This is a genomic window from Comamonas sp. Tr-654 (assembly GCF_011752915.1).
In the GTDB taxonomy this organism is placed as follows: Bacteria; Pseudomonadota; Gammaproteobacteria; order Burkholderiales; family Burkholderiaceae_C; genus Comamonas.
The window spans coordinates 631,291-655,470 of record NZ_VWWQ01000003.1; the positions used below are offsets into that span (position 1 = coordinate 631,291).

Annotated in this window: 20 protein-coding genes; 14 read left to right on the top strand and 6 right to left on the bottom strand. The window is 64.4% G+C overall.

The features are described 5' to 3' along the window. Positions 1-163 precede the first annotated feature (163 nt). The 5 genes from F3J24_RS12610 to F3J24_RS12630 all read left to right on the top strand — a co-directional run bounded on the left by F3J24_RS12610 (position 164) and on the right by F3J24_RS12630 (position 5,119). Positions 164-2,122 (top strand): hypothetical protein, encoded by a 1,959-nt coding sequence (locus tag F3J24_RS12610; protein WP_167006574.1) that lies wholly within the window; start codon positions 164-166, stop codon positions 2,120-2,122. Between the two features lie 95 nt (positions 2,123-2,217). Then, complete coding sequence (locus F3J24_RS12615; RefSeq protein WP_167006577.1) at positions 2,218-2,502, top strand: hypothetical protein; 285 nt, start codon at positions 2,218-2,220, stop codon at positions 2,500-2,502. Positions 2,503-2,547: 45 nt separating this feature from the next. Beyond that, the gene (locus F3J24_RS12620) at positions 2,548-3,555 is read left to right on the top strand and encodes an LLM class flavin-dependent oxidoreductase (protein ID WP_167006581.1); all 1,008 of its coding nucleotides are present in this window, start codon (positions 2,548-2,550) and stop codon (positions 3,553-3,555) included. Between the two features lie 124 nt (positions 3,556-3,679). Next, complete coding sequence (locus tag F3J24_RS12625) at positions 3,680-4,369, top strand: YafY family protein (RefSeq protein WP_167006583.1); 690 nt, start codon at positions 3,680-3,682, stop codon at positions 4,367-4,369. Positions 4,370-4,462: 93 nt separating this feature from the next. Continuing rightward, positions 4,463-5,119, top strand: coding sequence for a glutathione S-transferase family protein (locus F3J24_RS12630; RefSeq protein WP_167006586.1), 657 nt, complete (start codon positions 4,463-4,465; stop codon positions 5,117-5,119). Between the two features lie 72 nt (positions 5,120-5,191). Here the strand turns inward: F3J24_RS12630 and F3J24_RS12635 are convergent, their stop codons facing one another. Continuing rightward, positions 5,192-5,941, bottom strand: a complete 750-nt coding sequence (locus F3J24_RS12635) for an SDR family NAD(P)-dependent oxidoreductase (protein ID WP_167006589.1) — start codon at positions 5,939-5,941, stop codon at positions 5,192-5,194. A 159-nt stretch (positions 5,942-6,100) separates the two neighbouring features. Here F3J24_RS12635 and gspF point away from each other — a divergent pair, with 159 nt between their 5' ends. From gspF to F3J24_RS12655, 4 genes are all read left to right on the top strand, one after another. Next, positions 6,101-7,324, top strand: a complete 1,224-nt coding sequence (gene gspF, locus F3J24_RS12640) for a type II secretion system inner membrane protein GspF (protein WP_167006592.1) — start codon at positions 6,101-6,103, stop codon at positions 7,322-7,324. A 131-nt stretch (positions 7,325-7,455) separates the two neighbouring features. After that, entirely contained in the window at positions 7,456-8,658 is a 1,203-nt protein-coding gene (locus tag F3J24_RS12645) for an ammonium transporter (RefSeq protein WP_167006596.1), read from the top strand. A 61-nt stretch (positions 8,659-8,719) separates the two neighbouring features. Beyond that, positions 8,720-9,637, top strand: coding sequence for a 5'-nucleotidase (locus F3J24_RS12650; RefSeq protein WP_167006599.1), 918 nt, complete (start codon positions 8,720-8,722; stop codon positions 9,635-9,637). Positions 9,638-9,708: 71 nt separating this feature from the next. Continuing rightward, entirely contained in the window at positions 9,709-10,176 is a 468-nt protein-coding gene (locus F3J24_RS12655) for an EF-hand domain-containing protein (RefSeq protein WP_167006602.1), read from the top strand. A gap of 66 nt (positions 10,177-10,242) precedes the next feature. Here F3J24_RS12655 and F3J24_RS12660 read toward each other — a convergent pair whose 3' ends face one another. From F3J24_RS12660 to F3J24_RS12670, 3 genes are all read right to left on the bottom strand, one after another. Next, positions 10,243-10,680 carry a hypothetical protein gene (locus F3J24_RS12660; protein WP_167006605.1) on the bottom strand — a complete coding sequence of 146 codons (438 nt, stop codon included), beginning with the start codon at positions 10,678-10,680 and terminating at the stop codon, positions 10,243-10,245. A 204-nt stretch (positions 10,681-10,884) separates the two neighbouring features. After that, the gene (locus F3J24_RS12665; protein WP_167006608.1) at positions 10,885-11,376 is read right to left on the bottom strand and encodes a DUF1854 domain-containing protein; all 492 of its coding nucleotides are present in this window, start codon (positions 11,374-11,376) and stop codon (positions 10,885-10,887) included. Continuing rightward, the gene (locus tag F3J24_RS12670; RefSeq protein ID WP_167006611.1) at positions 11,373-13,670 is read right to left on the bottom strand and encodes an ABC transporter ATP-binding protein; all 2,298 of its coding nucleotides are present in this window, start codon (positions 13,668-13,670) and stop codon (positions 11,373-11,375) included. Before F3J24_RS12670 ends, F3J24_RS12665 begins: the two co-directional genes overlap by 4 nt. Before the next feature lie 225 nt (positions 13,671-13,895). Between F3J24_RS12670 and cphA (F3J24_RS12675) the strand changes: the two genes are divergently transcribed. The 4 genes from cphA (F3J24_RS12675) (at position 13,896) to F3J24_RS12690 (ending at position 21,802) form a co-directional block, all read left to right on the top strand. Beyond that, on the top strand, positions 13,896-16,076 hold the full coding sequence (gene cphA / locus F3J24_RS12675; RefSeq protein ID WP_167006614.1) for a cyanophycin synthetase: 2,181 nt from the start codon (positions 13,896-13,898) through the stop codon (positions 16,074-16,076). A 95-nt stretch (positions 16,077-16,171) separates the two neighbouring features. Next, the gene (gene cphA / locus F3J24_RS12680) at positions 16,172-18,742 is read left to right on the top strand and encodes a cyanophycin synthetase (protein WP_167006617.1); all 2,571 of its coding nucleotides are present in this window, start codon (positions 16,172-16,174) and stop codon (positions 18,740-18,742) included. 285 nt (positions 18,743-19,027) lie between these two features. Next, positions 19,028-19,402 carry a DUF2946 family protein gene (locus F3J24_RS12685; protein WP_167006621.1) on the top strand — a complete coding sequence of 125 codons (375 nt, stop codon included), beginning with the start codon at positions 19,028-19,030 and terminating at the stop codon, positions 19,400-19,402. 84 nt (positions 19,403-19,486) lie between these two features. Then, a complete protein-coding gene (locus tag F3J24_RS12690) occupies positions 19,487-21,802 on the top strand; it encodes a TonB-dependent receptor (protein WP_167006624.1) in 2,316 nt (771 codons plus the stop codon). A 12-nt stretch (positions 21,803-21,814) separates the two neighbouring features. Here the strand turns inward: F3J24_RS12690 and F3J24_RS12695 are convergent, their stop codons facing one another. Further along, positions 21,815-23,014 carry an MFS transporter gene (locus F3J24_RS12695; RefSeq protein ID WP_167006627.1) on the bottom strand — a complete coding sequence of 400 codons (1,200 nt, stop codon included), beginning with the start codon at positions 23,012-23,014 and terminating at the stop codon, positions 21,815-21,817. Positions 23,015-23,286: 272 nt separating this feature from the next. Between F3J24_RS12695 and F3J24_RS12700 the strand changes: the two genes are divergently transcribed. Next, complete coding sequence (locus tag F3J24_RS12700) at positions 23,287-23,787, top strand: CreA family protein (protein WP_167006630.1); 501 nt, start codon at positions 23,287-23,289, stop codon at positions 23,785-23,787. A 70-nt stretch (positions 23,788-23,857) separates the two neighbouring features. Here F3J24_RS12700 and F3J24_RS12705 read toward each other — a convergent pair whose 3' ends face one another. Further along, on the bottom strand, positions 23,858-24,079 hold the full coding sequence (locus tag F3J24_RS12705) for a hypothetical protein (protein WP_003058848.1): 222 nt from the start codon (positions 24,077-24,079) through the stop codon (positions 23,858-23,860). Between the last annotated feature and the right edge of the window lie 101 nt (positions 24,080-24,180).

A 24,180-nucleotide genomic window follows, 5' to 3' on the forward strand; every position in this document is an offset into this window, starting at 1 on the left:
CCTTCCAAGGCTCGCCACAGCAAGCGCCTGATGGCACTTCGCCGGGGATTTATTTCATTTACTCACACTTTGAAATCACTGCAAACCCTTCACCCATTTTGGTGATGTTTTCGCGACAACAAGTACTTACAAACAAGGCAGCCACTCTCAACCAAAGGCTGCCATGTCACAAGCACCCACCACCACACCATTCATCCGCCGCTCAGTGGCCCTGGGCTCCCTGGTCCTGATTGCCTCCATTGCCGGCTGTGGCGGCGGCAGCGACAGCGCGTCTCCCGCACCGTCGCCCTCGCCCGCTCCGGCACCCGCCACCACTTCGGTCTCCACCACCGTGATCGACGGTGCCCTGCAGAACGTCAAGGTCTGCCTGGACAGAAATGACAACGGCAGCTGTGACAGTGAAGAGCCCAGTGCCGTCACCGATGCCTCCGGCAAGGCAAATCTGGACGTGCCCGAGGCCGATGTGGGCAAGTACCCGATTCTGGCCCTGGTCACCAAAGACTCCGTCGATGCCGACACCGGCGCCGTTCCCGTGGCCTTCATGCTGCGAGCCCCCGCCGATCAGCCTGGCGTCGTCAGCCCGCTGAGCACCCTGGTCCATGCGCACAGCCAGGCCACGGGCAGCAGCACCAGCGATGCGGCAGCAGCCATCCAGAGCCAGCTGGGCCTGGGCACTTCGGCGCTGGTGGATTTCACCCAGGACGGCAGCAACGCCGGCAAGCTGGCCGCCACCATGGCGCGCCTGATCGTGGTGACCACCCAGACCCAGCTCACCAACACGGCGGGCGCCACAGGCGTCGACGGCACGCCGCTGACTCCGGCGCAGCTCAATGCCGCCGTCAACAGCGTGCTGCTGCAGCAGCTGCAAACCGTGGCCACGGCCGTGCTGGACAATCCCGCCCTCAGCGACACCAGCACCTCCATGAAGGACAAGCAATCCGCCATGGAAACTGCGGGCCAGCAAATTGCACGCGCTTCGGGCGTCACGGCCGGCAATGTGGGCCTGATCGCAGCCATGCAGGCGCAGACCACCAGCCCCGAGGCCGGTGCCCCCGCGCCGAGTACGCAGTTGCGCTGGCTCAGCTTTAGCGACACCAGCAACTACTACATCCGGGCTTTCGAAGCCACGGCCGAGCAGAACACGCCAGATGCCAACGGCAAGCGCTATTTCACGGAATTTCGCGAGCGCGTGGTTGACGGCCAGGAGCAGCCCTGGACCCGGCCGCAGGTCTATTGGACGGGCAGCGAATGGTTTTCCTGTCCCACCGATTTCGTACAGCAGACCACCAGCCTCGCCAGCGGCGAGACCGAATCCCTGTACTGCAAGAGCCTGACCAGCAGATCCAAGCAGAGCGTGCGCAATATCGCCGGCCTGAAGATGCGCGACATCGTCACCGAGATCCGCTCCGCCCCCTGGCAGGACTCTGCCGACGGCAGCTTTGCCAACTGGGGCCCCAGACCCGATCAGCTTCCCGCCGAAACGACCTTCCCCAGCGGCTCCACGCTCAGCTATCGCACCGTCACCGACCTGGGCGGCAGCGACTACTACCTGAGCAACAACGCCAACCGCGCCACCATTGCCCGTGCCGACGCCCCCAACAACCCTGACTCCAGCACCTGGCGCAGTGCGACGCTTGCGGAGTTCATCGCCTGGAACGCAGGCGACTTTGCGCCCAATGTCTCGGCCGCCGATGTGCATGGCAACAACTCGCGCGTGCTGGTCAGCCGCCGTGACTATCTCAAGCCCGATGGCAGCGCTGCCTACAAGCGCTATATGGTGGGTTTCGAGAACGGCGGCGAGCAGCGCGCGCGCTTTTATGAATGCGAGGGCGATATGAGCACCCTGCCCAACAACCGGACCCTGTTCATCAACGGAGTGTCCACCTGCAAGACGATCCTGGTCAGCAACTACAGCATCGCCACCCAGGCGGATGCCAAGGTGCTGCGCTTCACGCAGGAGCCCACCCAGCTCAATGTCAGCAACTTCCAGAACTACCGCCTGTTCGTCGAGCGCGGCGGCATCACCTATGTCGGCTATCGGGACAAGCAGATGGTCAGCAATCAACAGCGGCTCAACGGCACTGCAGCCGATGCGCTACTTGCCGCCCTCGGCCTGAACTGACTCCCCGCCTCGATGCACAGCCCACCTCTCGGTGGGCTTTTTCATGCATGGCCTCAGTCAGCAGCGGTCATTGAGCCTTTGCCAGAATCGTTGCCATGCTTGAAAACCTTCGCACCTCCGTCCAGCCCTATGGCGGCGATCTGTTTCTGCTGCTGATCGCCCTGGCTGTCATCAGCCTCGCCGTGCTGTTCAACCTCAAGGCCCGCCTGCCCGTGGACCAGTTGCGCCGCGTAATCCGCATGGCGGCGCTGGTGGCCTTGCTGGGCTCGGTATTCGCCATGCAGGCCGGCAGCACCTATTACGCCATGGCAGCTTTGCTGCTGGCCTGGGGTGTGATGGTCGGCATTGTTTTTGGACGTGAAATCGGCCGCAAGCGCTGACCCCAAAAACGCTGCAAGCTATCAAAACCATAGAGATCAATCGCCATGAAATCCCTGAACAACGTCAAGCTGTCCATGCTGGACCTGGTCGCCGTGCGCGAAGGCGGAACGGTGGCCGATGCCCTGCAGATTGCCGTGCGCACCGCGCAGCAGGCTGAAAAGCTGGGCTTCAACCGCTACTGGCTGGCCGAGCACCACAATATGCCGGGCATTGCGAGTTCGGCCACAGCCGTGCTGATCGGCCACATCGCAGGCGCCACGCAGAAGATTCGTGTGGGCTCGGGCGGCATCATGCTGCCCAACCATGCACCGCTGGTGGTCGCCGAGGCCTTCGGCACGCTGGCCGAGCTTTACCCGGGCCGCATCGACCTGGGTCTGGGGCGCGCGCCGGGCACCGACGGAGCGACCATGCGCGCCTTGCGCCGCGACCGCGTGGAGACGGAGGAGGACTTCCCACGCGACGTGCAGGAGCTGCAGCGCCTGCTGGGCGATCACCAGGATGGAGCACGCATCATCGCCATGCCCGGTGCCGGCACCCACGTGCCCATCTGGCTGCTGGGCTCCAGCCTGTTCTCGGCCCAGCTGGCTGCGCACATGGGTCTGCCCTATGCCTTTGCCTCGCACTTTGCCCCGCGCATGCTGCACCAGGCCCTGGCCATCTACCGTCAGACCTTCAAGCCCAGCGCCACGCTGGCCAAGCCTTACGCGATTGTCGGCGTGCCCGTGATTGCGGCCCCCAGCGATGAAGAGGCACGGTTTCTGGCCAGCAGCACCTATCAACGCGTGCTCGGCATTCTGACCGGCAACCGCACCCGCCTCATGCCCCCGATACCGGACTTCTGGGAGCAACTGGATGGGCGCGCCCAGGCGGCGATTGCCGATTTTCTGGCCGTGGGCGTCATCGGCGGCCCGGATACCGTGCGCCAGGGCCTGCAGAATCTGGCCGATGAAACCCAGGCCGATGAATTCATGATCGTCAGCGATGTCTATGACGCCGAGCTGCGCCTGCGCAGCCTGGAGATCACGGCTGGCGCCATGAACACCACCTCCTGAGCGGGCCTGGCAGCTCCCTCCTCTCTCGCAGTGATGGAGGAGGGAGCTCGGGGATAACGACCAACAGGCCTCCCGGCATGAGAGCATGCCAAACTCCGGCGTCGTTCACCTCTGAAATTTGCCCATGAGTCGTTCCGCCCGTCTGCTGCAATTGCTGGATACGCTGCGCCGCGCCCGTCAGCCGCAGACCGGGCCCGAGCTGGCCCAGGCACTGGGCATCAGCCTGCGCACGCTGTACCGCGACATTGCCACCTTGCGCGCCCAGGGCGCCGACATTCTGGGCGATCCCGGTATAGGCTTCGAGATGCGGCCCGGCTTTCTGCTGCCGCCGCTGATGTTCAACGCCGACGAGCTGGAGGCCCTGCTGCTGGGCGCTCGCTGGGCCAGCCTGCAGGCCGATCCGCAATTGGCCCAGGCCGCCACCGCCGCCATGGACCGCATCCGTGCGGCACTGCCGCTGGAGCTGCGCATCGCTGTCGATACCAGCGGCCTGCTGGTTCCCAATATGCAGAACGACCCGCCGCCCGAGCCCTGGCAGGCCGCACTGCGCCGCGCCATCCGCGCCGAACACAAGGTCGTGCTGCATTACCGCGACCAGCATGGCGTACCAAGCCAGCGCCGGGTCTGGCCGTTTGCCATGGCCTACTTCGAGCGCAGCCGCGTGGTCTCGGCCTGGTGCGAGTTGCGCCAGGCCTTTCGACACTTTCGCGCCGACCGCGTGGACGCGCTGGAGGATCTGGGCGAACGCTATCCGCAAAGGCGCCAGGCGCTGATACAGCGCTGGCTGGACGAAACCGGCTACACGCTAGATTGAGCGGCGCTGCTGACAGAAACTGTCAGCCCCCGCTCCTACATTGGCTGCATGGCGTTTTTGCCATGTCACAACAACCCGCCAAGGAGAGCCGCAATGTCCACACCTCAACAGCCCAAGCTGCGCTTTTTCAGCAACCCCAGATCACGCGCCCGCATGGTGCGCTGGATGCTGGAGGAATGCGGTGCCGACTATGAAACCGTTGAGCTGGAATTCGGGCCCGAGATGAAGTCGCCCGAGTACCTGTCCATCAATCCCATGGGCAAGGTCCCGGCGCTGCAGCATGGCGATGCCGTGGTCACCGAGACCGGAGCCATCCTCGCCTATCTGGCCGAGCTTTTCCCCGAGAAACGACTGGCCCCGGCGATGGGCAGCCCGGAGCGCGCCAGTTACTTTCGCTGGCTGTTCTTTGTCGCCGGGCCGGTGGAGGCCGTCACAACCGCCCGCAACGAAGGCTGGCTGACATCGCAAACGCATCAGCAGGCCATAAGCGCGGGCTTTGGCCGCTTTGACGATGTGCTGAACACCTTGCTGCATGCAGTGGCCGGCAAGCGCTATGTCTGCGGCGACCACTTCACGGCCGCCGATCTGTATCTGGCCAGTTATATCGGCTGGAGCATGATGGACGGCAGCTTGCCCAAACGGCCCGAATTCGAGGCCTATGCCACGCCGCTGCTGCAGCGTGCAGCCTCGGTGCGCGCCGACGAGATCGACGGCGATATGCAAGCCGCCGCCATGGCGCCGGTCGTTTAAAGATTTTGGCCTGCAGCGCCTGCCAGTCGGGCGCAAGGCCATCAAAACCTATAGCAAACCGCTGCAAACCACTCAACGCGCCAAGTAACCGCCGTCGACCGGGTAATAAGCACCCGTCACAAACGACGCGCGGTCGCTGGCCAGCCAGGCCACCAGCTCGGCAATCTCCTCGGGCTGACCCAGGCGCCCCATGGGATGGGCCGCCACCAGCGCCGCATGCGTGGCAGGGTCCTGCTCCAGACCGCTGATCATGGGGGTCTGGATAAAGCCCGGCCCCACGGCATTGACGCGCACTCCCAGGGCTGAATATTCGAGCGCGGCGGCCTTGGTCAGACCCAGCACGCCATGCTTGGCGGCCGTATAGGCCGCAGAGTTGGCAAAGCCCACGGCACCGAGGATGGACGCCATGTTGATGATGGAGCCGCCGCCACCCTGCAGCATGGCGGCGATCTGGTATTTGCAGGCATAGAAGACGCCCGAGAGATTGACGCGCAGCACCTGCTCCCAGGCATCCAGCGGATAGTCGGCGGTGGGCGCGCTGACGCCGCCGATGCCGGCGTTGTTGCAGGCCGCATCCAGGCGGCCGAAGTGGCGCATGGTCAAGGCCACCAGCGCCTCGTGATCCGCCGGGCTTCCGGCGTCGGCGCGCAGATACAGGGCCTCGGCACCCAGCTCGCGCACCAGGGCAGCTGTCTCCTGGCCCTGCTCCTCGTTGAGGTCGGCCAGCACCACACGCGCGCCTTCCCTGGCCCATGTCAGTGCCACACAGCGGCCTATGCCGGATGCAGCTCCCGTCACCAATGCAACCTTGTCCTTGAGCATCGAAACCTCCCGTTCTTGAATCGGCAGACCATTGTGCCGAGCTCGACCGCGGCAGTCATGACCTGCATCAAGCCGGGTCCGCTCTCTCAAATGCCGAAGGGCTGACATCATTAGTCGCTACCATCGGCACTAAACCGTCACTGTCAGATCGATTCGCGCATGCCTGCCTTTACCTTTGAAGCCCTGGATGCCCAGGGCCAGACCCGCAAGGGCACCCTGGAAGCCGACAACGCCCGTGCCGCGCGCAGCCAGCTGCGCAGCCAGGCCCTGGTGCCGCTGCAGGTCGAACCCGTCGCCGCAGGCCAGGGCCGGGGGCGGACAGGCGCATCCGGCTGGCTCACGCGCCCGGTCTTCAACTCCACCAGCCTCGCGGTATGGACCCGCCAGCTCTCGGGGCTGGTCAGCTCCGGCCTGCCCATAGAACGCGCACTAGCCGCGCTGGCCGAGGAAGCCGAGGACGAACGCCAGCATCAGCTGGTCGCGGCGCTGAGGGCCGAGGTCAATGCCGGCTCCAGCTTTGCAAAGGCGCTGGAGCAGCATCCACGCGAGTTCTCCGACATCTTCTGCGCCGTGATCGGCGCCGGCGAGTCCAGCGGCAGCCTGGGCCCGGTGCTGGAAAACTTGGCCGACGACCTGGAGGCGCGTCAGGCATTGCAGTCCAAGCTCATCGGCGCCTCGCTGTATCCGGCCATCGTGACGCTGGTGGCCATCGTCATCGTGATCTTCCTGGTCAGCTATGTGGTGCCGCAGGTGGCCGGCGTGTTTGCCGGCACCAAGCGTGCACTGCCGTTTCTCACTGTGGTCATGCTCGGCATCAGCGACTTTGTGCGCAGCTATGGCTGGTTCATGCTGGTCGTGCTGCTGCTGGCTGCCGTGGGTTTTCGGCTGGCGCTCAAAAACGAGGCATTTCGCGAGCGCTTCGATGCCCAGTGGCTGCATCTGCCGCTGATAGGCCGGCTCTCGCGCAGCTATAACGCGGCGCGCTTTGCCGGTACCCTGGCCATGCTGGCCGGAGCGGGCGTGCCCATTCTCAAGGCCTTGCAGGCCGCCGCCGAGACACTGAACAACCGCGCCCTGCGCGCCGATGCCATGGATGCGCTGGTACTGGTGCGTGAAGGCGCGCCGCTGGCCTCCGCCCTGGCGCAGAAAAAGCGCTTTCCGGGTCTGGTCGCCATGTTCGCCCGACTGGGCGAACAGACGGGCCAGTTGCCGCTGATGCTGCAGCGCGCCGCCACCCAGCTGTCCACCGAGGTCCAGCGCCGTGCCATGCACCTGGCCACGATTTTGGAGCCCCTGCTCATCGTCGTCATGGGGCTGGTGGTCATGCTCATCGTGCTGGCCGTGCTCATGCCCATCATCCAGCTCAACCAGTTCGTCAAATAGGCCTGACAGGCCTGTGCCGGTGCGGAAGCACCCACTCTAGCTTGGCGCAATTCTTGCTTTCTTTTAGTGCATTGCGGGTTTTTTCCGCAATTTCGCACCAATAAATAGCAAATTTCAGCTGGAGCGTTTTCATGCAAGCACTAAAACAGGGCGCGGATGCCCTGTTCATTTTGATGGGCGCCGTCATGGTCCTGGCCATGCACGCCGGTTTCGCCTTTCTGGAGCTGGGCACCGTGCGCCGCAAGAACCAGGTCAATGCCCTGGTCAAGATCCTGGTCGACTTCTCGGTCTCCACCGTGGTCTATTTCGCTCTCGGCTATGGCGTGGCCTATGGCACGCACTTTTTCGTGGGTGCCGAGCAGCTGACGGCACTCAACGGCTACGGCCTGGTCAAGTTCTTCTTTTTGCTGACCTTCGCGGCCGCCATTCCCGCCATCATCTCGGGCGGCATTGCCGAGCGCGCCAAGTTCTGGCCCCAGCTGATCGCCACGGCCATGATCGTGGGCCTGATCTACCCCTTCTTCGAGGGCATTGCCTGGAACCAGCATTTCGGCGTCCAGGCCTGGATCAAGGCGCTGACCGGCTCCGAGTTCCATGACTTTGCCGGCAGCGTGGTCGTTCACGCCGTGGGCGGCTGGATCGCCCTTGGAGCCGTGCTGCTGCTGGGCCCGCGCCGCAATCGCTACCGCCAGGGCGGGGCGATTGCCGCCACACCGCCCTCCAGCATTCCCTTCCTGGCGCTGGGCGCCTGGATTCTGATCGTGGGCTGGTTCGGCTTCAATGTGATGAGTGCCCAGAGTCTGGACAAGATCTCGGGTCTGGTCGCCGTGAACTCGCTGATGGCCATGGTGGGCGGCACGCTGGCCGCCCTGGCGGTGGGCAAGAACGACCCGGGTTTTGTGCATAACGGCCCGCTGGCCGGTCTGGTCGCCGTCTGCGCGGGCTCGGATCTGATGCACCCTTTGGGGGCACTGGTCGTGGGGGCTGCCGCCGGCGCCATCTTTGTCTTCATGTTCACGCTGACGCAGAACAAATGGAAGATCGACGACGTGCTGGGCGTGTGGCCGCTGCACGGTCTGTGCGGCGCCTGGGGCGGCATTGCGGCCGGCATCTTCGGCACGCAGGCACTGGGCGGGCTTGGCGGCGTGCATCCGCTGGCCCAGCTCATAGGCACGCTGATGGGCGTGGCCTGGGCCGCGCTGGGCGGCCTGCTGGTCTACGGCCTGCTCAAGAAAACCATGGGCCTGCGCCTGAGCCAGGAGCAGGAGTTTGACGGGGCCGATCTGTCCATCCACCACATCAGTGCCACGCCAGAGCGCGAAGCCAACTGGTGAGGGTGCGGCGGCCTGCGTATGATCGAAGCCTGTCTGCACATTCGCTCAAAGCCGTACCGCCATGGCCATGACCCTGAACGACAAGCTCGTCGTCGCCATCTCCTCGCGAGCCCTGTTCGATTTTGAGGAGGAAAACCGCCTCTTCGAGGACAGCGACCCGGCGAGCTATCTGCGCCTGCAGCGCGAGCGGCTGGACGTGCCTGCCGCACCGGGCGTTGCCTTCTCGCTGGTCAAGAAGCTTCTGGCCTTCAACACCGAAGGACAGCAGCATGTGGAGGTGGTGCTGCTCTCGCGCAACGACCCCGTCAGCGGCATGCGCGTCTTCCGCTCGGCCAAGGCCCACGGCCTGCACTCCATACAGCGCGGCGTTTTCACGCAGGGACGTGACCCTTTCGGCTATCTGCGCCCGCTGGGAGCCCAGCTGTTTCTGTCGGCGAATGCCGATGACGTGACCCAGGCACTGCAGCTGGGCTACCCGGCCGCCCATGTGTTCACCGACTCCATGCGCGCCAGCAGCAGCCATCCGCGTGAAGTGCGCATCGCTTTCGACGGCGATGCCGTGCTGTTTTCCGACGAGGCCGAGCGCATCTTCCAGGCCCAGGGCCTGGAGGCATTCCAGCGGCATGAGCTGGAAAAAGCCGCCCAGCCGCTGCCCGAAGGCCCGTTCAAGCCCCTGCTGGCCGCCTTGCACCGGCTGCAGCAAGCCGATGTGGCCGGCATGCGCGTGCGCACGGCCCTGGTCACTGCGCGCAGCGCCCCGGCCCATGAGCGTGCGCTCAATACGCTGATGGACTGGAAGATCGATGTCGATGAAGCCATGTTCCTCGGCGGACTGGCCAAGGGCGGGTTTCTGCGTGAGTTCGAGCCCGACTTCTTCTTCGACGACCAGACCGGCCATGTGCGCAATGCGGCCGGACATGTTCCCTCGGGCCATGTGCGCAGCGGCATTGCCCATGACAAGGCCGCGCTGCCTACGTAAAGCTTGGCAAAGTCCGGCAAGCGAATGCAAAACTTTGAAAGTGCGGCGGGCCGGAGGTTGAGAATGCCGTCATGGCCCTCATCTGTACTGTTATGTCAAAAGCCAAGAACCACCCCATCGTCGCCCGCAGCAGCTCGGTCATGAAGACCGCCATGGGCGTGCTGCTGACCAGCGCCGTATTGCTGCTGCCCACGGTGCGCGCCGAGGAGACCGCCGGCGACAAGATCGGGGAAAGACAGGGAACCCAGCTCTCCAAGGGAGAGATCAAGGCCCAGCAGCAATTCAAGATGCTGGACTTCAATCAGGATGGCAAGCTCAGCCGCAAGGAAGTAGCCATCATCCCCAAGCTGGCCGCCGCCTTTGACGAAACCGACACCAACAAGGACGGCTTCGTCACCTATGAGGAAGTGCGCGCCTTTGCCGTCAAATACCGTGCTGCGCGTGAAAAGGCCAAGGCCGCCGAAGCCGTGGCTGCGGCGCCGGCCAAGGACGATGCTCACAAATCAGAAGCTGATAGCGCAGGCCCTGAAAGCAAATAAAGCGCAAAAATAGCTGAAGCGCTTGAATATCAAGCGCAATCAGCTCTCAAAATCAAAGCAAGCGCCTTACTTGGCGTTGCCGCTGCGCTTGACCCGGGGCTCGGAATAAGTCAGCGGCTCATTGCGCGCCTGCTGCTTGCTCTGCAGCAGATCCTCCGACTTGCTGGTTTCCTGCGCCTGTTCCACCGCCTGGGCGCTGGCGCGCCACATGGACTGGATGAACTCGATCAGCTGCTTGGAGATGGGCTCCTTGGGCGGCTCCTCCACCTCTTCTTTTTGCTTGATCTCCTCGGCCAGGGTCCAGTCGCGGTTCTCGGTATCGGGAGCCGATGGCTTCTCGGGTTCACGCACAGTGCGGCCCTCGCCGATCTTGTCCACAGACTCTGGAGCATTCACGGCATTTACGGGGCGCACCGGCGCCGCGCCCGAAGCCCCTGTGGAGTACAAATCCGCACCCTGGGTACGCCAGGGCGTCTGTGTCCGGTCTAGAGGTGGAATTTGCATGGCTTGGCCCTCGGCAGTAAAAAGGTGCAGGCGGAAAAACAGCTATCTCGCCCTGTTATCGGCCACGCTTGAGAAAACTGTAGGATTATTTTCAATCCTAATTTGATAGCTATTAGTCTATGTATATCAAGCACTGCTGCGCAATTTGATACAAAAAAGGCCTCGCGATGAGGCAAGGCCCTTGAAATAGTCGCGCTGCACAGCTTACAGAAAACGCTCCAGCAGCTTGCGCGAATGCCTGTCCAGCCGAGTGCTGTCGGGAATCCGATATTGCACGCCGTCCTGGCCCGTGATCTGCAGTCTGGTGCGACCGGCCAGCTTGCGGATGTCTTCTTCGGCCTTGAGCACCATCTGCGTCAAACCACGATCCGTCTGCAGCTCCCAGGTGCTGGGGGTGGAAAAGCTGGAGACCTTGAGGATGCGCTCGATGGTCGGCACGAACTCCCGCACCGCCAGGTCCTGCTCGATCAGCTGGCGATGCTCGGGCTGCAGGTCGGCCATGCGAGCCACCCACAACGCTTCCTTGCCATCGGCGGCGATCAGCGACAGCCCTTCGGCAGGCGCGGCAATCGGAAATGCACGCACGGGAACCACCGCTTCGTAGACCAGGCCGTTGCCCAGGGTCAGCACCAGACGGCCATGGGCGTTGCGCACCAGCTGCATGCCGTTCAGATTGGATTGGGGAGCTTCGATCATTGGGGTTCCTTGGTCTGCAACTTCAAGCCGGCCGCTTGCGCATCCTCTTCGGCACGGCGCGCCTGCGCGTCGTACAGGCGGAAGTAATGACCCTTGAGGTCCATCAGCTCGTCGTGCGGGCCCACTTCGACGATCTCGCCACGATCCATGACCACCAGACGGTCGGCCTTGCGCAAGGTGGACAGACGGTGGGCAATGGCGATCGTGGTGCGACCCTGCACCAGGTTGTCCAGTGCCTTCTGGATTTCCTTTTCGGTCTCGGTATCCACGGCCGAGGTGGCTTCATCAAGGATCAGGATGCGCGGATCGATCAGCAGCGCACGCGCGATGGAGATACGCTGGCGCTCACCACCCGACAGGCCCTGGCCGCGCTCGCCGACCAGGGAGTCATAGCCGTGGGGCAGGCGCAGGATGAATTCGTGGGCATGGGCGGCACGCGCCGCGGCCACGATTTCCTCGCGCGTGGCGTCGGGCTTGCCATAGGCAATGTTCTCGGCAATCGTGCCGAAGAACAGGAAGGGCTCCTGCAGCACCAGGCCGATATTGCTGCGGTAGTCGGACACGGACATGCGGCGCACGTCCACGCCGTCGAGCTGGATGGAGCCCTCGGAGACGTCGTAGAAGCGGCAGATCAGATTCACCAGGGTGCTCTTGCCCGAGCCGCTGTGACCGACCAGGCCGATCATCTCGCCGGGCTTGATCTGCAGGTTCAGATGCTTGATGACGGCGCGGCTGCCGTAGCGAAAGCCGACATCCTCCATGGTGATGGCACCCTTGGCCTTGCCAGGCAGCTTCACGGGATTGCTGGGCTCGGGCACATTGCTCACATGGTCGAGGATGTCGAAGATGCGCTTGGCACCGGCCGCCGCCTTCTGCGTGACCGAGACAATGCGGCTCATCGAATCCAGGCGGGTATAGAAACGGCCGATATAGGCGATAAAGGCCGTCAGCACACCGACGGTGATGGAGCCGCCGGCCACCAGATAGATGCCGAAGCCCCAGACCACCAGAATGCCGACCTCGGTCAGCAGCGTCACCGTGGGGGTGAACAGCGACCAGGTCTTGTTGACCTTGTCGTTGGCCTGGAGATTGATCAGGTTGGCGTCGGCAAAGCGGTCGGCTTCACGCTTTTCCTGGGCAAAGGCCTTGACCACGCGGATGCCGGGAATGGTGTCGGCCAGCACATTGGTTACCTCGGACCAGACACGGTCTATCTTCTCGAAGCCGGTGCGCAGGCGGTCGCGCACGGTATGGATCATCCAGGCGATGAAGGGCAGCGGCACGAGCGTGACCAGCGCCAGCCAGGGGTTGATGGAGAACAGGATGGCCGAGGTCATCACGATCATCATCACATCGGTCGCAAAATCCAGGGCATTTAACGAAAGAAAGAGATTGATACGATCGGTTTCAGCACCGATGCGCGCCATCAAGTCCCCCGTGCGCTTGCTGCCGTAGTAGTCCACCGACAGGTTCAGCAAGTGGTTGTAGGTGGTTGTGCGCAGGTTGGAGCCTATGCGCTCGGACACCTTGGCCAGCACGAAGGTGCGCGCCCAGCCCAGCGCCCAGGCCAGCAGCGCCGACACCAGCAGCATGCCCAGATAGAAGAAAACCAGATCCCGGTTGATCTTTTCGCCGTTCTGGAACGGAATCAGGATCTTGTCCATCAGCGGGATGGTCAGATAAGGCGCCACCAGTTGCGCGCCCGTGCTGGCCACGGTCAGCAGGAAGCCCAGCAGCAGCTGGCCCTGATAGGGCTTGGCAAAGCGCCACAGGCGCAGCAGCACCCAGGTCGAGGTCTGAGGTGCCTGCTGGCGTGCGCAGGCCGGGCATTCTTCGGTATCGGGCGGCAGAGCCGTGTGGCAGACCGGGCAATGCGGGACATCCTCGTCGCTGACCGCGCTGTAGACCTCCTGGCGCGCGATGCGCTCGCGCTGGCGGTCGAACTGCTGCATCAACTGCAGCATGGCGGTCTGGTGCTTCAGGGTGATGAGCCAGTGCGCCAGACGCTCGCGAGGGTCATGCAGCTCCAGATTGCCCACGCCGCCATGGTCCTGCAGGCGCAGGCTCTGCTCCACGCTCAGAGCCCATTCACGCCACTGCCGGGTCTGGGGATCGCAGGCCAGCAAACGCTCCTGGGTCAGGGCCAGCAGGCCGCTGCCAAACTGCAAATCCGCACTCAGGTCAACCGGGACGACGGCTAATACGTTTTCATGTTCAGCGAGTCTTGCTCGTAGCTCGCCCCCCAGGGGGCCGGCAAAGACTGCCGAGGCGTCCACAGTATGGTGATGTTGCATGTTGAGTTATTTTTCTCCGCCGATGGCGGCTCCAAGAGTCATGCGGGCAACCGCTTCGGCATGGTGAATATGGCTGCGCCTGACGTCCGATACACCCTGGTTAACGCGCGAACCTGCATTTAGGCTGACAAGCTTCACAATGCAGATTCTGGGCGCACAATGCCAACCTATCAGGGGCAGGAGTTTAAGAAAACCTGCTCTCCTCATTCCTATCCGCTGATCAACATGGCGAAATTCAACGACATCCAACTCTTGCGCACAACTTTCCTGCGTGGCCCCAGTGTCTGGACCTACCGCCCGGTACTGGAGGTCTGGCTGGATCTGGGAGAGCTGGAAGACTATCCGTCCAACAAGATCCCCGGCCTCAACGAGCGCCTGACCAGCTGGTTGCCCGACCTGATCGAGCACACCTGCGGCGTCGGCGAGCGCGGTGGCTTCATCCAGCGCCTGGAAGGCGGCACCTGGATGGGTCATGTGATGGAGCATGTCATCATCGAATTGCTGAATCTGGCCGGCATGCCCGCCGAATTCGGTCAGACCCGGGAAATCTCCAAGCGCGGCGTGTACCGCATGGTGTTCCGCTGCCCCGAGGAGGCCGTGGCCCGCGTGGCACTGGAGCATGGGCACAAGCTGCTGATGGCGGCCATCAATGACGAGCCGTTCGACCTCAAGCCCGCCGTGCATGCCATCAAGACGGCCATCAACGACCGTTATCTGGGCCCCTCGACCGGCTGCATCGTCGATGCCGCCAGCGAGCGCCGCATCCCCCATATCCGCCTGAACGACGGCAATCTGGTGCAGCTGGGTTATGGCGCGGCGCAGCGCCGCATCTGGACGGCAGAGTCCGACCAGACCAGCGCCATCGCCGAAGGCATCGCCCAGGACAAGGACTTCACCAAGCGCCTGCTGGCCGCCTGTGGCGTGCCCGTGCCCGAAGGCCAGATCGTGGCCTCGCCCGAAGAAGCCTGGGAAGTGGCGCAGGACATCGGCTTTCCTGTGACCGTCAAGCCCTCGGACGGCAACCATGCCCGTGGCGTGACCCTGGAGCTGTCCAAGGAAGCAGACATCAAGGCCGCGTTTGCACTGGCCCAGCCCGAAGGCTCGGACGTGATCGTCGAGAAATTCATCGACGGCGTGGAGCACCGCCTGCTGGTCGTGGGCGGCAAGGTGGTGGCAGCCACCAAGGGTGAGACGGTTTCCGTCTACGGCAATGGCAACGCCACGCTGCGCGAACTGGTGGAAGTGCTGAATCAGGACCCGCGCCGCGGCCCCGAGCAGGAATACCCGCTGGACTGGATCAATCTGGATGCCGGCGCCGTGAAGCTGGAACTCAACCGCCAGCATGTGACGCCCGACAGCGTGATTCCGCAGGGCCAGAGCGTGCTGCTGCAGCGCAACGGCAATATGGCCATCGACTGCCTCGACGAGGTACACCCCGACGTGGCCTACTACGCCGTGCTGGCCGCCAAGATCGTTGGCCTCGACATCGCCGGCATGGACATGATCCTGCAGGATGTCTCCAAGCCCATGCAGGGCCAGGGTGCGATTCTTGAAGTCAACGCCGGCCCCGGCCTGCTGATGCACCTCAAGCCCACCAGCGGCGCACCGCGTCCCGTGGGCATGGCCATTGCCGACCACCTCTTCCCCCGCGAAGACGGTGCCGGCGCCGGTCGCATCCCCGTGGTCGGCATCGTTGGCACGCGCAACAACGCCTTCATCTCGCGTCTGGTCGGCTGGCTGCTGCAGCTGTCGGGCAAGCTGACCGGCGTGGCCAGCGACGAAGGCATGTTCCTCGCCAATCGCCATACTCAAAAGACCAATACCGCCAACTGGGCCGGTGCCCATCGCCTGCTGACCAACCGTCTGGCCGAGGCCGCCGTCATCCAGACCACAGCCCGTTCCATCCTGGAAGAAGGTCTGGCCTATGACCGCTGCCTGGTCGGCGTGGTCACCGACATGGACGGCTATGAGCAGCTGGCCGATCACGATGTGCTGGAGCCCGGCCAGATGCGCCGCGTGATGCGCACCCAGATCGACGTGGTTCTGGACGAAGGCGCGGGCGTGCTCAACGCCGACCTGCCCGAAGTGGCAGATCTGGCCGAGCTCTGCGACGGCGAAGTCATTCTGTACGCCACCGGTGCCGACAACGATTTTGTCGCCGCCCACCGCGCCAACACCGAAGCCCGTCATGAAGGCGGCCGCGCCGTCTTCCTCAAGGGCCACAACGTGGTGCTGGCCACCGGCACCCAGGAACGTGTGCTGGGCACGCTGGAGGCGCTGTCCCTGGCCGGTGGCAAGCGCCCCGACACCAGCGCGCTGCTGGCCGCGATTGCCACCGCCTGGGCGCTGGACATCACGCCCGAGCTGATCGGCGCCGGCATCAAGACCTTTGAGTACCAGGCTTGATTGCCCCATAAAACGCTTCAACAGATATAGCTGCTGACACTTGCCACACAAGCGTCAGACCAAGAAAAGCTTGAAATTCAGCTGAAAGAAACACTATGCAGATCACTCGCAACCGAGCCTTGCGCGGCCCCAACCTCTGGACCCGCAGCACCGCCATCGAAGCCATCGTGCACTGTGAAGACAGCGAGCTGCTGTACACCGCCATGCCCGGCTTTGAAGAAAAGCTGCGGGCGCGTTTCCCCACCATCGGTACGCTGCAGCCCCATGGCGCGGACCAGCGCCTGTCGCTGGCCCATGTGCTGGAAGTTGCCGCCCTGTCGCTGCAGGCCCAGGCAGGCTGCCCCGTCACCTTCAGCCGCACCCATGAGACCGTGGAGCACGGCACCTTCCAGGTGGTGGTCGAGTACACCGAAGAATCCGTGGGCAAGCTGGCCATGGAGCGTGCCGAGGCCCTGATTCAGGCCGCATTGAACGACACCCCCTTCGATGCCGACGCCACGATTGCCGAACTGCGCGAGATGGACGAGGACGACCGTATCGGCCCCTCGACCGGTGCCATCGTCGATGCCGCCGTGGCACGCGGCATTCCCTTCCGTCGCCTGACCACCGGTTCGCTGGTGCAGCTGGGCTGGGGGTCGCGTGCACGCCGCTTCCAGGCCGCCGAGATCGACTCCACCAGCGCCGTGGCCGAATCCATTGCGCAGGACAAGGACCTGACCAAGCGCCTGCTGCACGCAGCCGGCGTGCCCGTGCCCATGGGCCGCCCCGTCGCCGACGTGGAGGACGCCTGGGCCGTGGCCCTGGAAGTGGGACTGCCCGTGGTGGTCAAACCCCAGGACGGCAACCAGGGCAAGGGCGTGGTGGTGAACATCACCACCCGCGAAGGTCTGGAAGCCGCTTACAAGACCGCCAGCGAATTTGGCGACGAAATCCTCGTCGAGCGCTTTTTGCCCGGCCATGACTTCCGCATGCTGGTCGTCGGCGGCCAGCTGGTGGCTGCCGCCCGCCGCGAACCACCCCAGGTGCTGGGCGACGGCCAGCACACCATCCGCGAGCTGGTGAACATCGTCAACCAGGACCCCCGCCGCGGCTCCGGCCACGGCACGGCATTGACCAAGGTACGCCTGGACGATATCGCCATCGCCCGCATCGCCAGCGAAGGCCTGACGCCTGACAGCGTGCCCGCCCAGGGCCAGCGCGTGGTGCTGCGCAACAACGCCAATCTGTCCACCGGGGGCAGCGCCACCGATGTGACCGATGACGTGCATCCCGAAATCGCTGCCCGGGCCATCGAAGCCGCGCAGACCATCGGTCTGCATATCTGCGGCGTGGACGTGGTCTGCGAAACCATGCTCAAGCCCCTTGAAGAGCAAAGCGGCGGCATCGTGGAAGTCAATGCCGCCCCCGGCCTGCGCATGCATCTGGCCCCCTCCTTCGGCCGCCCCCGCAATGTGGGCGTGCCCATGGTGGACGAGCTGTTCGCGCCCGGCGACGACGGCCGCATCCCCCTGGTCGCCGTCACCGGCACCAACGGCAAGACCACGACCACGCGAGTGATCGCCCATCTGTTCACCTCGCATGGCTGGCGCACCGCCATGACCAACACCGACGGCGTGTACGTCAACGGCCGCCAGATCGACAGCGGCGACTGCTCCGGCCCCAAGAGTGCACGCAACGCCCTGGCCCATCCCGAAACCGATGCGGCCGTGCTGGAATGCGCACGCGGCGGCATCTTGCGCGAAGGCCTGGGCTTTGACCGCTGCCAGGTCGCCGTGGTCACCAATGTGGGCGAAGGCGACCATCTGGGTCTGAACTTCATCACCACCAAGGAAGATGTCGGCGTGCTCAAGCGCGTCATCGTGCAAAACGTGGCGCCCACGGGCTATGCCGTGCTCAACGCCGCCGATCCGCTGGTCGCGGCCATGGCCCATGTTTGCCCCGGCAAGGTCATCTTCTTTGCCGCCGACCGCCACCACCCCGTCATGGCAACGCACCGTGCCCAGGGCAGCCGCGTGGTCTATGTCGATGGCGACGCCATCGTGGCCGCTGAAGGGTCCTGGCGCGAGAGCATCGCGCTGCGCGACATTCCGCTGACCCGTAACGGCACCATCACCTTCCAGGTGGAGAACGTGATGGCCTCCATCGGCGCCGCCTGGGCGGCCGGCCTGCCCTGGCAGACCATCCGCCGCGGTCTGGCCGGCTTCCTCAACGACAGCGACAACGCCCCTGCCCGCTTCAACGTGATGGATTACAAGGGCGCCACCATCATTGCCGACTACGGCCACAACCCGGACGCCATTCGCGCGCTGTCCCAGGCCGTGGAAGCCATGCCTGCCAAGCGCCGCAGCGTGGTGATCTCGGGCGCCGGCGACCGCCGCGACCAGGACATCACCGAACAGACCCAGATTCTGGGCAAGGTGTTCGACGAAGTGGTGCTCTATCAGGACGCCTGCCAGCGTGGCCGCGTGGATGGCGAGGTGCTGGCCCTGCTGAAAAAGGGTCTGGAAGGCGCACCCCGCACCAGCTACAGCACTGAGATCCATGGCGAGTTTCTCGCCATCGACCATGCACTGGCCCGCCTGCAACCCGGCGACCTGTGCCTGGTGCTGGTGGATCAGGTGGAGGAGGCGCTGGAGCATCTGCGCAAGCATGTGAATGGGCAGTGACCCCCTAACAGCGCCCCCCTGAGGCGCTGACGCGCCTTCCCCCTCACGAGGGGGACGACAGCCTCGCTGGGGCGGCCCTCGCGCGCGGCGGCGGGGCCGCCCAGGCGCTTGCTTGCAGTCTCTCACATAGGGCGTGACAGTTTTTCGGACCCGGCCTTGCGCCGGGTTTTGTATTTGAAGTCACAGCACTTTGCACCTGCGGCAGGCCTTGCGCGGCGGTTTTCACGCATGGTCTGAGGCGGCAGACGACGTATGATGCGGACGCATATTCGCAGCGCCCACCCCATGACCTTGCAACAGCTTCACCGCATAGCCACCTGCCTGCTGGGCCGGTGCGTGCTGGCATGGCTAGCGCTGTCCATGGGGGTGGCGGCAGCCGCTCCGCTGATTCAGTCTCAGGGGTTTGAGCTGATCTGCACCAGCACTGGCGCGGTCAAGCTGATCGTCAAGGGCGAAGACGGCGGCAGTGCCCTGGGTGCTGGTCATCTGGATTGCCCCATGTGTCTGCCCCATGCAGCACCGCCTCCGCCCGCGCTTCAACTGACGCCCCCTACCGAGTCGCCGCTGTGGCATGCGCTGCAGCCCGTGGAGCGGGCGCGCATCGCCGCCATCACCGCCGCGCCTCTGCCTGCGCGCGGGCCGCCTCCCGCTTACCTCTGAACTATTTCGGGCTCTAGCGCAGTCTTGATCTGCGCTGGCCGCTATCAGATTCATAGGGACAACCACGTCCCAAGGTAAGCATTCATGAAACAGATTTTTCTGCCACTGGTGGTCAGTGGTATAGCATGGCCGTGCCTGGCCCAGACTTCAACCGACTCCGCCGACCTGCCTGAGCGCTCCAAGACACTGGGCGTGGTCACCGTCAACGGCGGCCAGCCCAGCTCGCTGCCTACGCAGATTCCGACCACCATCGAAGGCATCACGCGGGAGGAGATCGAGACCCGCATCAATGCTACCGATAGCGAGGACGCGCTCAAATACCTGCCCAGCCTGCTGGTGCGCAAGCGCTATGCCGGCGACTACAACCATGCCATCCTCTCCACGCGGGCTTCGGGCACCGGCAATAGCGCGCGCTCGGCCGTCTATGCCGACGGCATTCTGCTGTCCAACTATCTGGGCAATGGCATTGCCAACGGCAGCAATTACGCGCCGCGCTGGGGCCTGGTGACGCCCGAGGAGATCGAGCGTGTCGATGTCATGTACGGTCCGTTCTCGGCCGCCTACCCCGGCAACTCCGCCGGTGCCGTAGTGGACTATGTGACGCGCATGCCCGACAAGCTCGAAGCCCATGTGGCCGCCGGCTATGCCCGCCAGAGCGCCGACGTGCTGGGGAGCAGCGGCCATTACCGCAGCTGGAATACCAGCGCCTCCATAGGCAGCAGAAGCGGGGACTGGTCGTACTGGATCAATCTGAGTCGCAGCGACAGCCAGGGCCAGCCCATGACCTTCCCCACCGTGCTGCAGTCCGCCGGCGTGGTGGGCGGTGCCGGCACGCCTGTGACGGGTGCGATTGCCGGGCTCAACACCACCAATCAGCCCTGGTACATCCTGGGTGCGGGCACGCAGTACCGCACCCGGCAGGATCACGCCAAGATCAAGCTGGCCTATGACATCACGCCTACGCTGCGCGCCAGCTACACGCTGGGCTGGTGGCAGAACAGCGCCAGAGGCAGCTCCGAGACCTATCTGCGCGGGCCGGACGGCCAGCCGGTGTACAGCGGCAACATCAATATCGACGGCAAGACCTACAAGCTGGCCGACACCGCCTTCGGACTGAGCCAGGACCAGCAGACCCACACCATGCATGGCGTCTCGCTCAAAAGCCATACCCAGGGCGAGTTCGACTGGGAGCTCAGCGCCAGCCTCTACGACTACGGCAAGGATCAGCAGCGCGTGCCCACCGTAGCCCAGCCAGCTGCCAATCTGGGTGGCAAGGGCACGCTGCAGGATCAGGACGGCACGGGCTGGAACACGCTGGCCGCCAAGGGCACATGGCGACAGAACGACATACTGGGCCTGCAGGGCACACATATCGTGGACTTCGGCCTGGGCCGCGATGCCTACAAGCTCAACATCAGCAAATACAACGTGGTTGGCGACTGGCAGTCCGGCCCGGCCAACGAGCAGTCCATCGTCAGCCAGGTCGGCGGCAGGGCCGAGACCCGCTATGCCTGGGCACAGGACAGCTGGCAGCTGGCCAGGGACTGGAAGGCCGTGCTGGGTCTGCGCTGGGAGGACTGGACGGCCAGCCAGGGCCATACCGCCACGGCCAGCAGCCAGCTGAATTACGCCCAGCGCAGCGAATCGCATTTCTCGCCCAAGGCCGCGCTGGCCTACCAACTGGCCCGCAACACCACGCTCAAGGCCTCGCTGGGCCGTGCCGTGCGCTTTCCCACGGTGGGCGAGCTGTATGGCGCGACCTCTGGCGGGGCGCTGTCCTTTATCAACGACCCGAATCTGAAACCCGAAAAGTCCTGGACGGGCGAGCTGACGGCCGAGCAGGATCTGGGCAATGGCCTGCTACGCGCCACCTGGTTCCATGAACGCACGCGCGATGCACTCTACAGCCAGCTGATTCCCGGCACCACCATCTCTGCGGTGCAGAACGTGGATCAGGTCCGTACCTCGGGGCTGGAGCTGGCTTACTCGGCGCAGTCGGTGTGGATTCGCGGGCTGGACCTGGGCGGCAGCCTGACCTGGGCCAACTCGCGCATCACGGCCAATGCCGCCAACCCTGCCAGCGTGGGCAAATGGCAGCCCCGCGTGCCGCGCTGGCGTGCCACGGCCTGGGCCACCTACAAGCCCGATGAACGCTGGGCCCTGACGGTGGCGGCGCGCTACAGCGGGCGCCAGTACTCGAATCTGGACAACAGCGATGTCCATGCCGACACCTATATGGGTGCCAGCCAGTACTTCAGCGTCGATCTGCGGGCCCGCTATCAGATCGACAGACAGCTATCGGCAGCCTTCGGCATAGACAACGCCAACAATGCCAAGTACTGGAACTTCCATCCCTATCCGCAAAGAACCTTTAGCGCCTCCCTGCGCTGGGATCTATAGACCCCAACGGCTCTAGGCCAGCCTGGCCACCAGGCCATGGGTCTTGCGCATCCTGAAAGTGCCCAGGCACGCCAGCAGCGCCAGGGCCAGGCCCAGCACGCAGGCACCTTGCCAGCCGTCAATGCGCCAGGCGAGAGTCCCCAGCGCCGAGCCCGCTGCCGCGCCCGTGAAATAGCCCGTCATATAGACAGCATTCATGCGGCCGCGCGCTGCGGGCAGCAACTGGGCCACCGTGGCCTGGTTGGTGATGTTCAGGCATTGCAGACCCAGATCGATCACCACCATGCCCAGCACGAACCAGCCCAGATGCGCTCCGCCCACCCACAGCAGGGGCCAGGACAGTAGCAGGGCCAGCGCCCCGATGGCGCAGCTCACGCGGCCCAGGCCCTTGTCCACCAGCCTCCCCGCCTGTGTGGCCACCAGGGCTCCTGCCGCGCCGGCCAGACCGATCAGGCCGATCTGCCCGTCATCCAGGCCCAGGGGGCCGCTGGACAACTGCAGCGCCATGGTCGAGAACAGCACGCTGACCGAGGCGAACGCCAGCGCGCTGACCAGGGTACGCTGGCGCAGACCCGGCTGGCTGCGCAGCAGATGCCACATGCTTCTGAGCACCTGTGGATAACTGACAGGACTGGGGTTGCGCGATGCCGGCAGCGCCTTCCACAGCCACAGTGCCACCACGGCCATCACCAGCGCAGCGCCCTGGTAGACGGCCTGCCAGCCCCAGGCCTCCGAGACCATGCCGGCCACGCTGCGGGCCAGCAAGATGCCCAGCAGCAGACCGCTCATGACCCAGCCCACGGCCCGCCCGCTTTGCCCCGGCTGGGCCAGTGCCGCCGCCATGGGCACCAGCACCTGGGCCGCAACCGAGAACAGACCGGCCATCAGCGTGCCCAGCAAAAACCGATCGAACTGGCCCGCCAGACCGCACAGCGCCGGCCCCAGGGCCGCCAGCAGCATCAGGCTCACCGCCAGGCCGCGGCGCTGCAGCTTGTCCCCCAGCGGAGCGAGCAGCAAAAGGCCTGCCGCATAGGCGACCTGGGCCAGCGTCACACTGGTCGCGGCCGCCGACTCGCTGACCGAGAAATGAGAGGCAATCGAGTGCAGCAGTGGCTGATTGAAATAATTGCCGCCCGCGCACAGGCCACAGGCCAGTGCCATCAACAGCAGGGAGGAAGCGCTCAGACCGGGCGCGGAAACATTCACCGACATAGATAACGGCCACATCCGGCGGATGCGGCGCTTGCATGAAGCCACCGCCCGAGGGGCAGTCGCTGATCAAAGAGGGAGTTCGGAAGTCCGGCATGCGCTGTGTCATGCCTGTGGCAGCGTCTCAACTGCCGGCGCCCGCCAGCAGGCCGGGGCAAACCGTGATGCAATACAGAAAGCTCTGCAGCAGCCGGTATTGTCTTCAGGCCGGCTTCCGGTCTCACGTCCGAGGCACAATGCCCTGCCAGAATTCAAGGGTTAACCCTAGTCAACCTATGCGTACCACCATGAAATTGCTCTCCGCCGTTCTGGCCGTTGCGGCCGCCACCGTAGGAACCATGGCCTTTGTCGGCATGAGCCATGCCGAACAGATAGGCGCCGTGGATACCGTCTTCAAGTGGATTGGCCCGGATCACAAAATCGTGGTCGATGCCTATGACGACCCCAAGGTGCCGGGTGTGACCTGCTATGTCTCGCGTGCCAAGACCGGCGGCATCAAGGGCGGCCTGGGCCTGGCCGAGGATCGCTCGGAAGCGTCTATTTCCTGCCAGGCCACGGGCAACATCCAGTTCCCCGCGCCGCTCAGGCAGCAGGAAGAAGTGTTTACCGAGCGCACCTCGCTGCTGTTCAAGCGCCTGCGTGTGGTGCGTATGGTGGATGCCAAGCGCAACGCCCTGATCTATATGACCTACTCGGACCGGGTGATCGAGGGCTCGCCCCAGAACAGCGTCACCGCCGTAGCCGTGCCCCAGGGAACGACTATCCCGCTGAAATGAAAATCAGAGCAGGCTGCGCTTATGCAGCCTGCGTTTGAGGCGGTTTTGACCGAGAGCCAGGCCCTGCGACCTACTGACTGAAAGTCAGACCGCCGGCGTCCAGCGCGGGCGGGCGCAGCAAATCCTCGTTCACGCCCATGGCCTGGCTGGCGCGCTCCACGGCCTGCCAGAGTCCGGCAGGCATCTGCAAAATGGCCTCGGGGGACTGCGCATCGTCGATCCAGTGGCTGATCTGCAGGTGCTGTTCGTGGGTGAGCAGGTCCAGGTGCAGCATTTCATCGATGGTTTTCATGGTGTTCCTCCCTGCTTGAGAAAGCCGGCGCTGCACAGCTCGCGCCCGACTTGTCTACCCAATATAGAGGCAAAACCGGTGTCGCAAGCAAATCATTGTTA

What these genes read in the sequence shown, in the direction of transcription:
- F3J24_RS12645 (WP_167006596.1), top strand. Translation starts at nt 7,456, where the DNA reads ATGCAAGCACTAAAACAGGGCGCGGATGCCCTGTTCATTTTGATGGGC.
- F3J24_RS12660 (WP_167006605.1), bottom strand. Translation starts at nt 10,680, where the DNA reads ATGCAAATTCCACCTCTAGACCGGACACAGACGCCCTGGCGTACCCAG.
- F3J24_RS12655 (WP_167006602.1), top strand. Translation starts at nt 9,709, where the DNA reads ATGGCCCTCATCTGTACTGTTATGTCAAAAGCCAAGAACCACCCCATC.
- F3J24_RS12650 (WP_167006599.1), top strand. Translation starts at nt 8,720, where the DNA reads ATGGCCATGACCCTGAACGACAAGCTCGTCGTCGCCATCTCCTCGCGA.
- F3J24_RS12630 (WP_167006586.1), top strand. Translation starts at nt 4,463, where the DNA reads ATGTCCACACCTCAACAGCCCAAGCTGCGCTTTTTCAGCAACCCCAGA.
- F3J24_RS12620 (WP_167006581.1), top strand. Translation starts at nt 2,548, where the DNA reads ATGAAATCCCTGAACAACGTCAAGCTGTCCATGCTGGACCTGGTCGCC.
- F3J24_RS12625 (WP_167006583.1), top strand. Translation starts at nt 3,680, where the DNA reads ATGAGTCGTTCCGCCCGTCTGCTGCAATTGCTGGATACGCTGCGCCGC.
- F3J24_RS12695 (WP_167006627.1), bottom strand. Translation starts at nt 23,014, where the DNA reads ATGTCGGTGAATGTTTCCGCGCCCGGTCTGAGCGCTTCCTCCCTGCTG.
- gspF (WP_167006592.1), top strand. Translation starts at nt 6,101, where the DNA reads ATGCCTGCCTTTACCTTTGAAGCCCTGGATGCCCAGGGCCAGACCCGC.
- F3J24_RS12665 (WP_167006608.1), bottom strand. Translation starts at nt 11,376, where the DNA reads ATGATCGAAGCTCCCCAATCCAATCTGAACGGCATGCAGCTGGTGCGC.
- cphA (WP_167006614.1), top strand. Translation starts at nt 13,896, where the DNA reads ATGGCGAAATTCAACGACATCCAACTCTTGCGCACAACTTTCCTGCGT.
- F3J24_RS12615 (WP_167006577.1), top strand. Translation starts at nt 2,218, where the DNA reads ATGCTTGAAAACCTTCGCACCTCCGTCCAGCCCTATGGCGGCGATCTG.
- cphA (WP_167006617.1), top strand. Translation starts at nt 16,172, where the DNA reads ATGCAGATCACTCGCAACCGAGCCTTGCGCGGCCCCAACCTCTGGACC.
- F3J24_RS12685 (WP_167006621.1), top strand. Translation starts at nt 19,028, where the DNA reads ATGACCTTGCAACAGCTTCACCGCATAGCCACCTGCCTGCTGGGCCGG.
- F3J24_RS12635 (WP_167006589.1), bottom strand. Translation starts at nt 5,941, where the DNA reads ATGCTCAAGGACAAGGTTGCATTGGTGACGGGAGCTGCATCCGGCATA.
- F3J24_RS12690 (WP_167006624.1), top strand. Translation starts at nt 19,487, where the DNA reads ATGAAACAGATTTTTCTGCCACTGGTGGTCAGTGGTATAGCATGGCCG.
- F3J24_RS12705 (WP_003058848.1), bottom strand. Translation starts at nt 24,079, where the DNA reads ATGAAAACCATCGATGAAATGCTGCACCTGGACCTGCTCACCCACGAA.
- F3J24_RS12670 (WP_167006611.1), bottom strand. Translation starts at nt 13,670, where the DNA reads ATGCAACATCACCATACTGTGGACGCCTCGGCAGTCTTTGCCGGCCCC.
- F3J24_RS12700 (WP_167006630.1), top strand. Translation starts at nt 23,287, where the DNA reads ATGCGTACCACCATGAAATTGCTCTCCGCCGTTCTGGCCGTTGCGGCC.
- F3J24_RS12610 (WP_167006574.1), top strand. Translation starts at nt 164, where the DNA reads ATGTCACAAGCACCCACCACCACACCATTCATCCGCCGCTCAGTGGCC.